Source organism: Microbacterium sp. 69-10, assembly GCF_001897945.1.
Taxonomy (GTDB): domain Bacteria; phylum Actinomycetota; class Actinomycetes; order Actinomycetales; family Microbacteriaceae; genus Microbacterium.
Window position 1 is genome coordinate 43,218 of record NZ_MKRT01000023.1, and the last position, 14,410, is coordinate 57,627.

Here is a 14,410-nt window from a genome sequence, read left to right on the forward strand (position 1 = left end):
GGGACCTCTATTGCGGCGCGAGGACGTCGAACGCGAGCCGCGCCAGCTGCGCCGGCGAACCGGCGCCGATCGTGCCGGCCTCGGACGCCGCCCACTCCTCCAGGCCGATGCGGATCGCCTCGGTGGCGGCGACCGCGAGCAGCCGCGCATGGAACCGATCGGATGCCCATCCCTCGTGCTCGGCGATGATGCCGCAGATGAGCTCCTCGGAGTCGTGATTCACCCGATGCCACACGGCCCGCAGCTCGGTGTCGTCCGGCAGTGCGCGCAGGAGCGGCCGGATGCCGAGCATCTGCTCGACGGCATCCGCTCCGTCCACGGTCAGCACCTCGTCGATCGCCGCCACGATCGCTGCGCGGGCCTCGCCGTCGGCGGAGGCGAGCAGCTCATGCCAGCGCGCGGCCCCGATCTCAAGCACCGGGGCGACGGCCTGCTCCTTCGTGTCGAAGTAGCGGTAGAAGGTGCGCAGCGAGACGCCGGCAGCATCCGCGATCTGCGCGGTGGTGACCTGCGCGACGCCGTGGTGGGCGAACAGCGCGGCGGCATCATGACGGATTCGATCCAGGACCCGCCGGGGGTTGCCCGAGCATCATGACGGATCCGATCCCGGACCCGCCGAGGAGAGGAATCATCATGAACCGCTACGAAGGTCGCCGCGCACTCGTCACCGGGGGCGGCTCCGGCATCGGCCAAGGCCGGTGTGGCCGCAGCCGTCGACGCGCTGGGCGGCCTGGACGTGCTGGTGAACGCCGCCGGCATCCTGCGCTCCTCGCACACCGACCAGACGACGCTCGACCAGTTCCAGCAGGTCATCCAGGTGAACCTGGTCGGTACCTTCCTGATGATCCGCGAGGCGATCCCCGCGCTGCTCGAGGGCACCGACTCCGCCGTGGTGAACTTCAGCTCCACCTCGGCGATGTTCGCGCACCCCTACATGGCGGCGTACGCGGCCAGCAAGGGCGGCGTGCAGTCGATGACCCATGCCCTCGCCGCGGAGTATGCCAAGCAGGGCATCCGCTTCACCTCGGTCCAGCCCGGCTCGATCTCGTCGGGCATGACCGACGGATCCGGCCAGAGCAAGCAGAGCGTCGGTCCGGGCCTCCCCGAGGATGCCGACATGAGCCTGTTCATGAAGCTCGCCCCGGCCATCGGCCAGGGCTTCGCGGGACCCGAGTCGGTCGCCGGCGTCGTGGCGATGCTGGCCAGCGCCGACGGCAAGTTCATCACCGGCACCGAGGTGCGCATCGACGGCGGCACGCACTTCTGATCCGACACCCTTCGTCTCGTCACTGCGTTCCTCGCTCAGGGACCGGTTCGGAAGCCGGTTCCTGAGCGAGCGCAGCGAGACGAAGGGCGCGTTAGGCTGGAGGGCTATGTCCTCGCCCGTCATCGTGTACCCCCCGGAGCTGCCGGTCTCCGCCGCCCGCGGGGAGATCGCCGACGCGATCCGCGACCATCAGGTGGTGATCGTGGCCGGCGCCACCGGCTCCGGAAAGACCACGCAGCTTCCGAAGATCTGCCTGGAGCTGGGCCGCGAGCGCATCGCGCACACCCAGCCGCGGAGGCTCGCCGCGCGCACCATCGCCGAGCGCGTCGCCGAGGAGCTGCACGTCGAGCTGGGCGACCTGGTCGGCTACAAGGTGCGGTTCACGGATCAGGTGTCGGATGCCACGCGCATCGCCCTGATGACCGACGGCATCCTGCTCAACGAGATCCACCGCGACCGGCTGCTGCGCCGCTACGACACGATCATCATCGACGAGGCGCACGAGCGCTCGCTCAACGTCGACTTCCTGCTGGGCTATCTGCACCGCATCCTGCCGGAGCGGCCCGACCTCAAGGTGATCATCACCTCGGCGACCATCGACCCGCAGAGCTTCGCGGCGCACTTCTCGGACCCGTCGACGGGCTCAGGGACCGAATCAAGGCATGCGCCGATCATCGAGGTCTCGGGCCGGACGTACCCTGTGGAGATCCGATACCGCCCGCTGGTGGACGACGCCACAACTCCGGAAGAATCCGACGAAACCAGCGGAAACCGGGCCGCGACGCGCGGTTCGGCCAAGAATCTCCGGAGTTCTGGCGCGAGCGGCGCGGAGCCCGAGGACGAGGTCACCGCCATCGTCGCGGCGCTGCGCGAGCTGGACCGCGAGGCGCCGGGCGACGTGCTGGTGTTCCTGCCGGGCGAGGCCGAGATCCGCGACGCCGCCGAAGCCGTCCGCGGCGCCTATCGCTCGCAGGCCGCGCCGGTCGAGGTGCTGCCCCTGTACGGACGCCTGTCCGCGGCCGAGCAGCATCGTGTGTTCGAGCGCTCGCGCGTCGCGGGAGTGCGCCGCCGGGTGGTGCTGGCCACGAACGTCGCGGAGACCAGCCTCACGGTGCCCGGCATCAAGTACGTGATCGACACCGGCACAGCCCGCATCTCGCGGTACAGCGCACGATCCAAGGTGCAGCGCCTGCCCATCGAGGCGGTGTCGCAGGCATCCGCGAACCAGCGCTCGGGCCGCGCGGGGCGCACCAGCGACGGCATCGCGATCCGTCTCTACAGCGAGGACGACTTCTCCAAGCGCCCGGAATTCACCGAGCCCGAGATCCTGCGCACCTCGCTGGCCTCGGTCGTGCTGCAGATGCTCTCGCTCGGCTTCGGCGACATCACCGAGTTCCCGTTCCTCACTCCCCCGGACTCCCGCGGCGTCAAGGCCGCCCTCGACCTGCTCACCGAGATCGGTGCGGTGGAACTGACGCGCCCTTCGTCGGGTTCAGGGACCGGACAGCCCCGCCTCACGAGGATCGGCCGGGAGATCTCCCGGATGCCGATGGATCCGCGGTTCGCCCGGATGCTGGTCGCCGGCGCCGCCGCGGGCTCCGGCGTGCTGCGCGACGTCATGCCGATCGTAGCCGGCCTGTCCATCCAGGACGTGCGCGAGCGCCCCTCCGCGGATGCCCCGCAGTCGGTGCGGGACGAGGCCGACCGCATGCACGCGCGCTTCGCCGACCCGACCAGCGACTTCCTCTCACTGCTGAAGCTGTGGAACCACCTGCGCGAGCAGCAGCGGGAGCTGGGCTCCAGCGCGTTCCGCCGGATGTGCCGCAGCGAGCACCTGAACTACGTCCGTGTGCGCGAGTGGTTCGACGTGCACCGCCAGCTGCGCACACTCGTGAAGGCCCCCAAGGACACCGCCGACGCGGGTGGCGCGCCCAGCACCGACGCGGACGCCGTACACCGCGCGATCCTCTCGGGGCTCCTCTCGCAGATCGGCGTCCTGGACGAGCGGACCGCGGCCGGGAGCGCCAACAAGGACAAGCCGAAGAAGGGTGAGAAGCGCCGCATCGCGGAGTACCGCGGCGCCCGCGGCATCCGCTTCTCGATCTTCCCCGGCTCGGGTCTGCGCAAGAAGGCCCCGCAGGCCGTGATGGCCGCCGAGATCGTGGAGACCTCGCGCACCTTCGCGCGCACGGTCGCGGCGATCGACCCCGCCTGGGCGGAGACCATCGCGGGCGACCTCGCCAAGCGGCAGGTCACCGAGCCGCACTGGTCGAAGGATGCCGGGGCCGCGGTCGCGTTCGAGAAGGTGACGCTGTTCGGGGTGGAGATCATCCCCCGGCGGCGCGTGCAGTTCGCGCGCATCGACCGCGCCGGCGCGCGCGAGCTGTTCCTGCGGCACGCCCTGGTCGAGGGCGAGTGGGATCCTTCGCGCATCGACAAGAGGGTCAGCGCCTTCTGGCGCGCGAACGCCGAGCTGCGCCGCCGTCTGGAGAAGCTGGAGGAGCGCGAGCGCCGCCGTGACATCCTCGCCGGCGACGAGACCGTGTTCGCCTTCTACGACCAGCGCATCCCGCACGAGGTGTTCGACGTGCGCTCCTTCGAGAAGTGGTGGCGCGACGCCCTGGCGTCCACGCCGAAGCTGCTCGTCATGCGCGAGAGCGACCTGCTCGAGGACGAGGATCGCGCCGACCAGTCCGAGTTCCCCACCCGCTGGACGCAGGGCGACCAGGTGCTGGGCCTCGCCTACCGCTTCGAGCCGGGCGCGGAGGACGACGGTGTGAGCGTGGTGCTTCCACTCGCGCTGCTGCAGCAGATCCGCGACACCGGATTCGACTGGCAGGTGCCCGGGCTGCGCGACGAGCTCATCACCGCCCTGCTCCGCGCGCTGCCGAAGGCCGTCCGCCGCCATGTCGTGCCTGCCGCGGACTGGGCCGCGAAGCTGGGCGAGCAGCTCGCCCAGGACGGCCCCGAGAACCATGCCGGGATGCCGGAGCGCTCGCTCAAGGAGTCGCTGGCCCGGCTGATCCAGCCGATCGCGAACCAGCGCGTCGCGGCATCCGACTTCGAGGACGACCGTGTGCCGGGGCACCTGCGGATGAACTTCCGCGCGGTCGACGAGCGCGGGCGCGTCGTGGGCTCCGACCGTGATCTGGCGACCCTGCAGCAGCGGCTCTCGGACCGTTCGCGGCAGAGCGTCGCGCGCTCGATCGCGCGGCCGGATGCCCCCGAGAAGGGTGCGCGCAGGCCCGACGCCGCGTCCGTCGCCGCGGCATCCGCCCGAGGTCCGATCGAGCGCGACGGCCTGACGGACTGGACCTTCGGCGATCTTCCCGACGTGCTCGACACCAAGGTCGCGGGCGGCGTGGGGCGCGGCTACCCCGCCATCGTCGACCGCGGCGCGAACGTGTCGGTGCGACTGGAGGCGACGGCGGACGCCGCGGCATCCGCGACCCGCGACGGGGTGCTGCGCCTGGTGCTGCTGAACGTGCCCTCCCCCGCGTCCTACGTGCAGAACCATCTCACCTCGGCGGAGAAGCTCGCACTCGCCGCGTCGCCCTACCAGAACGTGGCGGCGCTGATCGAGGACGCCCGCACTGCCGTCGTGCGCGGGCTCATCGAGGGCGAGGTGCCCGGCGGCCTCATCCGCACCGAGGCGGAGTTCCGGCGGGTGCGGGATGCCGTGAACGCCGCTCTCGTGGACAGCCTGTTCGCATGCGTGTCGCTGGTCGCCCGCATCCTGACGAAGAGCCGCGACGTGGAGCGCGGCATCAAGTCGCAGAACTCGCTCGCGCTGCTCGGCCCACTGAACGACATCCGCTCCCAGCTGAGCGGCCTCATCCGCCCCGGCTTCATCTCGGCCACCGGCGTGGAGCGGCTCGCGCACCTGCCCCGCTACCTGGACGGGATGCTGGACCGGCTGAAGACGCTCGCGAACGAGCCGGGCAAGGATCGCGCCCGCATGACCGAGTACGAGCGCATGGCGAAGGCGTTCGAGGACGCCGGCGGCACGATCCCGCCCGCCTCCGATGCCCCGGCCGCCCTCGTGGAGGTGCGCTGGCTGCTGGAGGAGTACCGGGTGAGCGTGTTCGCGCAGCGCCTGGGCACGGCGCAGCCCGTCTCGCCGCAGCGGATCATGAAGGCGCTCTCGGCTTCTCCCGGTCGTTGAGCGAGCGCAGCGAGACGAAACGCCCCCGACGAGTTGTCGCGCGTTAGCCTGAATGCATGGCTCGCGCGATCGTCCACACCGAACTCGGCTCCCCTGACGTCCTCCGGCTGGTGGAGGTGCCCGATCCCGTCGCCGGCCCTGGCGAGGTGGTCGTGCGGATCGAGGCCGCCGGCGTCAACCCGATCGACGTCAAGCAGCGTTCCGGGAAGCGCCCTCTGCCGCCGATCACCGAACCGCGCCACGTCGGATTCGACGGCGCCGGGACGATCACGTCGATCGGCGAGGGCGTCACCGGCTTCGCGGTCGGCGAGCGCGTGGCGATCGGCGACACCCGGGGCACCTATGCATCCGCGCTCGCGGTTCCGGTGCACAACATCACCCGCCTGCTCGACGGGGTCACCTCGGCGGAGGGCGCCGCACTCAGCATCCCGGCCGGCACGGCCTACCAGTCGCTGCGCTCGCTCGGCGTGCGCAAGGGGGACACCCTGCTCATCCACGCCGGCTCCGGCGCGGTCGGCCAGGCGGCGATCCAGTTCGCCGTGCTGTGGGGAGCGACGGTCATCGCGACCGCGAGTCCCGCGCGGCACGAGCAGCTCCGCGCCCTGGGCGCGATCCCCGTCGCCTACGGCGACGGTCTCACCGACCGCGTCCGCGAGGCGGCCCCGCAGGGCATCACGGTCGCGCTGGACGGCGCCGGCACCGACGAGGCGATCCGGACCTCCCTCGAGCTGGTCGCCGACCAGGCCCGGATCGCGACGATCGTGCGGGGACCGGATGCCGCCTCCTTCGGCATCCAGGCCTACTCCGGCGGCAGCCCCGACCCGCTCACCGAGGAGCAGCTGGCCTGGCGGCGCGAGGCCGTGGGTGTGGCGATCAACCTGATCGAGGCCGGCGACTTCCAGGTGGAGCTCGGTCCGGAGCTGCCCCTCGCCGAGGCGGCGCGCGCCCACGAGCTGATCGAGCAGCACGCCGCCGACGGCAAGATCATCCTGATCCCCTGAGCCCCTCCGCCGCGGTGTGTCAGGCGGCCGCGCGCTCCTCGTCGCGCAGGCGCGCGCCCTCACGCAGCAGCGGGATGAGCTCGCGACCCCAGTCGCGCACGTCGCCCAGCGGGTCGAAGCCGCGGATGAGGAAGCGCGTCACGCCCAGGTCGTAGTACTTCAGCAGCGCCTCCGCGACCTGCGCGGGCGTGCCGACCGGGGCGGTGGAGTTCCCCGCCGGGCCCATCAGCTTGGTGATGCCCAGCCAGAGCCTCTCGTCGTGCACGTCGCCGCGCTGCGCGTGCTGCTGCAGCAGGTCCGCCGACAGCGAGCGCTGCTCGCGCCGCCGCGGGCTCGCGAACGCGAGCGTGTCGCCGGAGCTCGCCCGGGCCTTGAGCTCGGCGGCCTCCGCGTAGATGCGGTCGGCCTTCGCCCATGCCTCCTCCTCGGTGTCGGCGATGATCGGCCGCGTCGACAGGCTGAAGTCGACATGGCGGCCCGCCTTGGCCGCGGCTGCCCGGATCGTGCGGATGTGCTCGGCGACGTCGGCCAGCGGCTCTCCGAAAAGCATGTAGACGTCAGCGCCGTTGGCGCCGACCTCGACCGCGCCCTCCGACAGTCCGCCGAAGAAGATCGGGATCCCCGCCTCGGTCGCCGGCTTGACCGCCGAGAACGCGCCCTCGAAGCGGTAGAAGTCGCCCTCGTAGTCGAACGGCTCCTCCGAGGTGAGGGTGCGTCGCAGCACCTCGATGAACTCGCCGGTGCGACGGTAGCGGTCGGACTTCTCGCTGAAGTCGCCGTCCCGGCGCTGGTCCGCCTCGCTGCCGCCGGAGATGTGGTGGATCGCCACGCGTCCGCCACCGGTGAGGTGGTCGAGGGTGGCGAGCTTGCGCGCCACGAGGGTCGGCGCGACGAATCCCGGTCGGTGCGCGATCAGCACCTTGAGCGAGTCGGTGGCGTGCAGCGCGGTGGCGGCCACGGCGAAGCCGTCCGGCGAGCTGGCGCTGTAGCCGATCAGGATGCGGTCGAACCCCGCCTCCTCGTGGGCGCGGGAGAACTCCTTCACGTAGGCGGGGTCGACGACCGGGCCGTCCACCGCCTTGGTCTCGGACCCTGCGGTCGTGGCGATCATTCCGAGCAGTTCGATGGGCATGTCAGCTCCTTGCGAGGGGTGCGGGTCGGTTGGGTTGGCGGATGTCGATCACGGGGACCGAATCGATGAGACGTCGGGTGTACGGATGCTGCGGCCTCGCGACGATCTGGGAGGTGAGACCGTCCTCCACGATGCGGCCGTGGTGCAGCACGACGAGCCGGTCGCTCAGGGCGGCGAGCGAGCCGATGTCGTGCGAGATCACCAGCATCCCGAGCTGCTCGTCGCGGCTGCGGCGCAGGGCGATGAGCGCCTGCACGACCCGATCCCGGCTGGCGGCGTCCAGTGCGCTCACCGGTTCGTCCAGCACGAGCAGGCGCGGCTGCACGACGAGCGCCCTGGCGATCGCGGCGCGCTGACGCTGACCGCCGCTGAGCCCGGCGGGCAGCCTGGTGAGCAGCTCGGCATCCAGACCCACGGCCTCGACCGCGGCATCCACGCGCTCGCGGGCCTGGTCCGCCGGGATGCGCGCGATGCGCAGCCCCTCCGCGATCGATTCGCCGATGCGGATGCCGGGATCCAGCGACCGCAGCGGGTCCTGGAACACGTACTGCACGGCGCCCGAGCGCCGCCAGCGTCGCAGGGCGCCTCCGCGCAGCCGGGTGATGTCCTGCCCGTCCACGAGCACGCGTCCGTTCGCCGCATCGACCGTGCGCAGCACCGCCTTGGCCAGCGTGGTCTTGCCGGATCCGGACTCGCCGACGACGCCGACGACCTGGCCGGCGCGCAGTCGCAGCGACAGCCGGTCGAGCACGCGCACCGGCCCGTAGTCGACGGACAGGTCCTGGAGTTCGAGCAGCGGACCGCGGCCTTCGTCATGCGTCATCGCAGGAACCTCTCCAGTCCGTATGCCGCGTGCGCGGCGAGCAGCGAGCGGGTGTACGGATGCCCCGGCGCGTGCAGCACGCGCGAGGTCGCCCCGCCCTCGACGACGCGGCCGTCCCGGAACACCAGCACGCGCTCGCACACCTGCGCGACCACCGCGAGGTCGTGCGAGACCAGGATGAGCGCCAGCCCGCGTTCGCGCCGCAGCCGGGCGAGCAGCTCGAGCAGCTCGGCCTGCACGGTCACATCCAGCGCGGTCGTGGCCTCGTCGGCGATGAGCACCGCCGGGTCGGCGGCGAGCGCCATCGCGATCAGCACGCGCTGCAGCATCCCGCCGGACAGCTCGGCGACGCGCTGCCGCAGCACGAGGTCGACGCGGCGGATGCCGAGGTCGTCGAGCAGTTCTCTCGCGCGCGACCGCGCCTGGGCGCGCGGCACGCCGGCCGTCACCCGCAGGGTCTCCTGCAGCTGGGCGCCGACCGGGATGGCGGGGTTCAGGTAGGACGCCGGATCCTGGAAGACGGCGCCGATGCGCGTGCCCCGCACGGACCGCCACTCCCGCTCGGATGCCGCGGTGAGGTCGCGCCCCTCGACCTGAACGCTTCCTCCTGTGACGGAGAGCCCCTCGGGGAGGATGCCCAGAAGTGCGCGGCAGGTGAGGGTCTTGCCGCTTCCGGACTCCCCCACCACCCCCAGTGCCTCGCCCGGTCGCACCGACAGCGAGACGCCGTGCACGAGCTCCGTCCCGTCGGCGGCTGCGATGACCAGCCTGTCCACGCCCGCGACGGCCGCGCGGACGGAGGAGCCCTCGTCGAACGACGGCGACAGGGGTTCGCGATTCCAGGACGATCGCGATTCTGAAGGAGAATCCTGGGCCGTGCGTCCTTCAGAGCGGCGATCCTCCTTCAGAAGGATGCGGGGTCCGAGGGCGTCAGACATCGGCGGTCTCCTTCCGGTTCGCAGCCGCCCGGCGCCGCACCCGCGCTGTGCCGGTGCGATCGCGGACGGCATCGGCGAGCAGGTTCAGCGCACCGACGGTCAGCACGATGGCCAGCGCCGGGGCCAGAGGCCCCTCGGGTCGCTGGGCGAGGTAGCCCAGATCGCTGGCCAGCATCCCTCCCCAGGTGGGAGCCGGCGGCTGCACGCCGATGCCCAGGAACGTCAGCGAGGCGACGGCGAGCAGAGCAGAGCCGAGCGCGCTGATGCCCGCGACGACCAGCGTCGGAGCCACCTGCCGCCAGGCGTGCCGGCCGAGCACCCACCAGGCCGATGCGCCCAGCAGGGTGGCGGCCTCGACGTACTGCGCGTCGCGCACCCGCAGCGTGGCAGCGCGCGAGATGCGGAAGAACCCCGGGGCGATGAGAAGCCCGATCGCGGTGGTCGCCTGCACGAGCCCGTTGCCGAGCAGCGCCGCGAACACGATGGCGAACAGGATGAACGGGAGCGCCAGCAGCGCATCGACGACCCGCAGCGCCAGCCATTCGGCCGGTCGGGGCAGGAAGGCGCTGAGCGCCCCCGGCAGGGCGCCGACGAGCAGCCCGATGAGCGCTGCGGCGAGCGCGCTCAGCAGCGAGGCGGGCGCTCCGGCGAGCAGCCGCGACAGCACGTCGCGGCCGAGGTAATCGGTGCCGAGCAGGTGCGCGGGCGAGGAGCCGTGCAGTGCGAGCGCGGTGTCCTGGGCCAGCGGGTCGTACGGCGCCAGTGCGGGACCCGCCACGGCCAGTACGGCGACGATCGCGACCAGGCCGAGCGCGAGGCGCACGGTCCAGACGCCGGAACTCGACGAGTCGGAGCGGCTCATGCGGCGTTCCTTCCGGTTCCGGTGCTGCGGCGGATGGCGAGGTTGATGACGACGCCGGAGACCACGACGACGGCGATGGCCACCAGCAGCACGCCCTGCACCACCGGCACGTCGCCCTGCAGGGCGGAGGTGTTCGCCAGACGCCCGAGCCCGGGCATCCCGAAGATCACCTCCGTGATCACCGCGCCGCCCACGAGCCGCGGCACGTGCACGCCCAGCGCACTGAGGGCGGGGGCGGTGGCGTTCGGCAGCGCGTGACGGAACACGATCCGCGCAGGACTCAGGCCGTGCACGCGGGCGCCGATGACGTAGTTCTCGGTGAGGGCGCCCACCAGTGAGGTGCGCAGCTGCCGCGCGATGTCGGCACCGGCGTCCAGGCTGAGCGCCACCGACGGCAGCACCAGGCAGGCGAGCCAGGCGCCGACGTCCTTCGTCGGAGGAACGTAGCCGGCCACCGGGAACAGCGGGATGGCGTGACCGAACAGCAGGATCAGCGCGATCGCGACGACGAACGCCGGAACGGTGGTGGCGATGCTGCTGAGCAGCGTGACGACCCGGTCGAGAATCCCGCCGCGGTTCACCGCCGCCAGGATGCCGAGCGCGGAGCCGCCGACCAGCGCGCACAGCGTGGCCCCGGTCGCGATCGACAGACTCACCGGGAACGCCTGCGCGATGCTGGTCGAGACCGGGATGGTGGTGAACCAGCTGGTGCCCAGGTCGCCTGTCAGCGCCGAGCCCAGCCAGTCGAGGTACCTCACGAGGAAGGGCCGGTCCAGTCCGAAGACGTGGTTCAGCCGGTCGATGTCGGCCTGGGTCGCGACCTCGCCCAGGGCGACGGCGGCCGGGTTGGACCCGGATGCCGCACCCAGGGCGAAGGTCGCGAAGGTCGCGATCACGAACACCGTCGCCGCCGTGGCCGCGGTGGCGAGCACGCGACCCGCCACGGCGAGCAGCGGATGCCGTGCGGGGGCGGCGCGCCCGGCATCCGCCGGCGCGGCGGGTGCCGCGCCGGCGTCGGGCCCCGTCTCCGTGCCCGGCTCGGTGACGACGGCCATGGTCAGCCCTTCACCTTGACGTCTTCCCAGCGCTGCACGTCGAGCCAGTGGCGGATGCCGGTGACCTTCGACGGGTGCGCGAGGATGCGCGGCCAGCTGAACAGGAACGTGTTCGGCTGCAGCTTCACGCCGAGCTCGACGGCGTGCTGGATGCGCTTCTCGTACTCCGGGGAGTCCGTGGGCGTCGCACGGGCCGCGTCGATGGCCGCGGTGAGCTCCGGCGGCGTCTGCCGGCCGAGGTTCATCAGCCCCTCGGGTCCGTAGAGCACCTCGAGCGCCTGCAGCGGCGACTGACGCCCGGAGAAGCTGTCGAGCACGAGCGGATGGGTGCGCTGCACGTAGTTCTGCGAGATCGCCGCGGCCGGGAGCACGTTGAGCTTCACCTCGATGCCGGCCTTCGCCCACTGCGCCTGCAGAACCTCGGCGAGCGCCGTGTCATCCTCGCTGAGCGCGAGCTCGAGCTTCAGCCCGTCCGGGTGCCCGGACTCGGCGAGCAGCTTCCTGGCCGCGGCGACGTCGTACGGGTACAGGTCATCGAGACTCTTGTCGTGCGCGGAGTAGCCGTCGGGGAAGGGCTGCCAGTTCGGCGTGCCGCGACCGAAGTACGCGGCCTTGACGAGGGCCTTGCGGTCGGTCGCATGACTGATCGCCTGCAGCACGCGCTGGTCGTCGAAGGGCGCGACCGTGCTGTTGACGTCCAGCGCCCGCACGGTGAGCGCCTTGATCTCCTCGACGTCCAGGCCCGCGCCCTCGGCCGCCTTCGCCTGCGAGGGCGGGATGATCGCGACATCCCACTGCCCGGTGTCGATGCCCGCGACCACCGTCGCGTCGTCGGTGACCGGCACGACATGGAACTGATCGATGAAGATGTGGTCGGCGTTCCAGTAGTGGTCGTTCTTCTGCAGGTCGGCGCGGGCGTTCGGGACGTACTCGGTGAGCTCGAACGGCCCCGAGCCCTCCGGCTGCGTGGCGAGCGAGGCGACGTCCTTGAACGCGGCGGGGTTCACGATGAACCCGGTCTTGCCTGCGAACAGGTAGGGCACCTGGTAGTCGGCCTGATCCAGATGCACGGTCACGGTGTTCGCGTCCTTCACGTCCACCGAGGTCACGATGCGCAGCTGCCCGGCGAGAGTGGAGTTCTCCTGATCGCGGCCGCGTTCGAGGTTCTCCTTGACCGCCTCGGCGTCGATCGGGCTGCCGTCGCTGAACTCGGCGCCCTTGCGCAGGTGGAAGGTGATGGCGGTGCCGTCGGCGCTGTAGTCCCAGCTCTCGGCGATGCCGGGGACGACTTCGCCTTCAGGGTCGAGCTGGGTGAGTCCGTCGTAGACGAGGGCGAGCGCGTGGGTGTCCCAGCCGGCGGTCGAGGTGACCGGATCCCAGCTGGTCGGCAGGCGCCAGCCCCAGGTGAGCGAGGTGGTCTCCGTGGGTGTCGCACCCGCCGACGCGCTGCAGCCGGCCATCGCGAGAGTCGCGACGGCGAGCACGGCGAGGGCAGGGAGTCGGTTGTGTGAGGTCATGGCAGTGAAGCTAGGAGCGCGGACCCCGGCTCCACAAGCGATCTGAAGCGCGAGGTCACGGTACGCAACAGTTCGACACATCCGAGGCGCACCGGAGCACGTGTCCCGAAGATGGAACGCATGAGTTCCGAGCCCGCCGCCGTCTTCACCCCGCCCTCCCGCGTCCGAGGGACGCTCGCGCTGGTCGCCGGGCGCGATGAGAGCGCCGCGGTGTACCGCCGCTTCGGATCGCGCATCAGCGCCGACGGGTACGCGGTCGGAGTGTTCGGGACCGCGGATGCCGCCTCCGGCTGGCTGGCCGCGCAGGACGACGCCCCTCGCGTTCTGGTCGGCTCCGACACCGGAGCGTCGGCTGTGCTCACCGCCCTCACGCACGGCGATGTCGCGGACGCGGCGATCGTCGCAGGCGTCGTGGTCGACGCCGAGCGCACGCCCACGGATGCCGAGCGCACGGCATGCCCGGTGCACCTCGGCGTCCTCGCGGAGCAGCACGGCGCCCACTCCGAAGGAGACGTGGTCGCATCCCTTCCCGCCCCGGCGGACCTCGCCGCGATCGCGGTGCCGGTGCTGGCCGTGCACGGCGGGGCGGATCCCGTGTCCCCGTTCGCGCAGGCCACGGAAGCTCTCTCGTCGATCCCGGACCTCGAGGTGATCGAGACCGTGGGCGGCCTGCACGACGCCCTGAACGACGCGAGCCACCGCAGCGTCGCAGCGAGCATCGTGCTGTGGCTGGAGCGCCTCCGCGCCGGCGACGTTCACGAGCCGGTCATCCGCCGGGCCGTCCCTGCGCGAGAACAGGGTGCAGCAGCATGACCGGCGGATTCGCCACGACGCAGGTGCAGGCCGGTTACGCGGTCGGTCTCCCCTCCTTCAGCGCCGTGCCGCCCATCCATCAGACCGCCGCCTACGAGTTCTCCTCTCTGCAGGAGGCCGCCGATCTGTTCTCGCTGCGCAAGGCGGGCATCATCTACAGCCGCAACGCCAGCCCCACCCAGCAGATCCTCGAGGAGCGGGTCGCCGCGCTGGAGGGCGGTGCGAGTGCGGTCGCCGTGGCATCCGGTCAGGCGGCGGTGGCCGTGACCCTGCTCGCCCTCGCGGGGCGCGGCGGGCACATCGTCGCCGCCGATCAGCTCTACGGCGGCACCGTCGACCTGCTCCAGGACACGTTCGACGATTTCGGCATCCCGGTCACCTTCGTCGATCAGGACGATCCGGATGCCTGGGGGGCGGCCGTCACGCCGCAGACCAGGGCGCTGTTCGCCGAGACGGTGGCCAATCCGGTCGCGCAGGTGCTCGACATCCGCCTGATCGCCGACATCGCGCACGAGGCGGGTGTGCCGCTCGTCGTGGACAGCACGGTGGGAACCCCTGCTCTGATCCGCCCGGGCGATCACGGCGCCGACTTCGTGGTGCACTCGGCGACGAAGTTCCTCTCCGGTCACGGCTCGTCGCTGGGCGGGGTGGTCGTCGATCAGGGCACCTTCGACTTCGGCGCCGACCCCGCGCGCTGGCCGCAGTTCACCGCCCCGTACCGGCGGTTCGGCGACCTGGTGCTGTGGGAGCGCTTCGGGCAGGGGCAGGCCTTCGCAGCCCTGGTCAAGTCCAAGCACGTGCACGACCTCGGGCCCTCGCTGTCGCCGTTCAACGCCT

At 71.7% G+C, this 14,410-nt stretch carries 12 protein-coding genes and 1 pseudogene; 5 read left to right on the forward strand and 8 right to left on the reverse strand.

All coding sequences use genetic code 11. The features are described from left to right. Positions 1-7 precede the first annotated feature (7 nt). Both BGN97_RS10375 and BGN97_RS18485 read right to left on the reverse strand, forming a co-directional pair. A complete protein-coding gene (locus BGN97_RS10375) occupies positions 8-418 on the reverse strand; it encodes a hypothetical protein (RefSeq protein WP_292700986.1) in 411 nt (136 codons plus the stop codon). A 24-nt stretch (positions 419-442) separates the two neighbouring features. Next, a pseudogene (locus BGN97_RS18485) lies at positions 443-565 on the reverse strand (helix-turn-helix domain-containing protein); the annotation flags it as partial. Between the two features lie 135 nt (positions 566-700). On the opposite strand from BGN97_RS18485, the gene BGN97_RS10380 reads away from it, so the two are divergent. The 3 genes from BGN97_RS10380 (at position 701) to BGN97_RS10390 (ending at position 6,433) form a co-directional block, all read left to right on the forward strand. After that, positions 701-1,267 (forward strand): SDR family oxidoreductase, encoded by a 567-nt coding sequence (locus BGN97_RS10380; protein ID WP_292700988.1) that lies wholly within the window; start codon positions 701-703, stop codon positions 1,265-1,267. Between the two features lie 106 nt (positions 1,268-1,373). Continuing rightward, positions 1,374-5,432, forward strand: coding sequence for an ATP-dependent RNA helicase HrpA (gene hrpA / locus BGN97_RS10385; RefSeq protein WP_292700991.1), 4,059 nt, complete (start codon positions 1,374-1,376; stop codon positions 5,430-5,432). Between the two features lie 56 nt (positions 5,433-5,488). Beyond that, a complete protein-coding gene (locus tag BGN97_RS10390; RefSeq protein WP_292700994.1) occupies positions 5,489-6,433 on the forward strand; it encodes an NADP-dependent oxidoreductase in 945 nt (314 codons plus the stop codon). A 19-nt stretch (positions 6,434-6,452) separates the two neighbouring features. On the opposite strand, the gene BGN97_RS10395 is transcribed toward BGN97_RS10390, so the two are convergent. Genes BGN97_RS10395 through BGN97_RS10420 form a run of 6 tightly spaced genes read right to left on the reverse strand, consistent with a single transcriptional unit; the run spans position 6,453 to position 12,760 of the window. Continuing rightward, entirely contained in the window at positions 6,453-7,565 is a 1,113-nt protein-coding gene (locus BGN97_RS10395; RefSeq protein ID WP_292700996.1) for an LLM class flavin-dependent oxidoreductase, read from the reverse strand. Between the two features lies 1 nt (position 7,566). Next, entirely contained in the window at positions 7,567-8,388 is an 822-nt protein-coding gene (locus BGN97_RS10400) for an ABC transporter ATP-binding protein (protein ID WP_292700999.1), read from the reverse strand. After that, positions 8,385-9,326 carry an ABC transporter ATP-binding protein gene (locus BGN97_RS10405; protein WP_292701002.1) on the reverse strand — a complete coding sequence of 314 codons (942 nt, stop codon included), beginning with the start codon at positions 9,324-9,326 and terminating at the stop codon, positions 8,385-8,387. The genes BGN97_RS10400 and BGN97_RS10405 overlap by 4 nt, the downstream gene beginning before the upstream one ends. Continuing rightward, positions 9,319-10,188, reverse strand: a complete 870-nt coding sequence (locus BGN97_RS10410; protein ID WP_292701004.1) for an ABC transporter permease — start codon at positions 10,186-10,188, stop codon at positions 9,319-9,321. Before BGN97_RS10410 ends, BGN97_RS10405 begins: the two co-directional genes overlap by 8 nt. Beyond that, positions 10,185-11,243: an ABC transporter permease gene (locus tag BGN97_RS10415; RefSeq protein WP_292701006.1), complete on the reverse strand. Its 1,059-nt coding sequence runs from the start codon at positions 11,241-11,243 to the stop codon at positions 10,185-10,187. The genes BGN97_RS10410 and BGN97_RS10415 overlap by 4 nt, the downstream gene beginning before the upstream one ends. Positions 11,244-11,245: 2 nt before the next feature. Next, positions 11,246-12,760, reverse strand: a complete 1,515-nt coding sequence (locus BGN97_RS10420) for an ABC transporter substrate-binding protein (protein WP_292701008.1) — start codon at positions 12,758-12,760, stop codon at positions 11,246-11,248. 120 nt (positions 12,761-12,880) lie between these two features. Between BGN97_RS10420 and BGN97_RS10425 the strand changes: the two genes are divergently transcribed. After that, on the forward strand, positions 12,881-13,573 hold the full coding sequence (locus tag BGN97_RS10425; RefSeq protein ID WP_292701010.1) for a hypothetical protein: 693 nt from the start codon (positions 12,881-12,883) through the stop codon (positions 13,571-13,573). After that, the coding region (locus BGN97_RS10430) for an aminotransferase class I/II-fold pyridoxal phosphate-dependent enzyme (RefSeq protein ID WP_292701014.1) at positions 13,570-14,410 on the forward strand (841 nt) is incomplete at its 3' end. The genes BGN97_RS10425 and BGN97_RS10430, both read left to right, overlap by 4 nt.

Coding starts and splice junctions, on each gene's coding strand:
- BGN97_RS10395 (WP_292700996.1), bottom strand. CDS start 7,565: ATGCCCATCGAACTGCTCGGAATGATCGCCACGACCGCAGGGTCCGAG.
- BGN97_RS10390 (WP_292700994.1), top strand. CDS start 5,489: ATGGCTCGCGCGATCGTCCACACCGAACTCGGCTCCCCTGACGTCCTC.
- BGN97_RS10420 (WP_292701008.1), bottom strand. CDS start 12,760: ATGACCTCACACAACCGACTCCCTGCCCTCGCCGTGCTCGCCGTCGCG.
- BGN97_RS10415 (WP_292701006.1), bottom strand. CDS start 11,243: ATGGCCGTCGTCACCGAGCCGGGCACGGAGACGGGGCCCGACGCCGGC.
- BGN97_RS10405 (WP_292701002.1), bottom strand. CDS start 9,326: ATGTCTGACGCCCTCGGACCCCGCATCCTTCTGAAGGAGGATCGCCGC.
- BGN97_RS10410 (WP_292701004.1), bottom strand. CDS start 10,188: ATGAGCCGCTCCGACTCGTCGAGTTCCGGCGTCTGGACCGTGCGCCTC.
- BGN97_RS10400 (WP_292700999.1), bottom strand. CDS start 8,388: ATGACGCATGACGAAGGCCGCGGTCCGCTGCTCGAACTCCAGGACCTG.
- BGN97_RS10425 (WP_292701010.1), top strand. CDS start 12,881: ATGAGTTCCGAGCCCGCCGCCGTCTTCACCCCGCCCTCCCGCGTCCGA.
- hrpA (WP_292700991.1), top strand. CDS start 1,374: ATGTCCTCGCCCGTCATCGTGTACCCCCCGGAGCTGCCGGTCTCCGCC.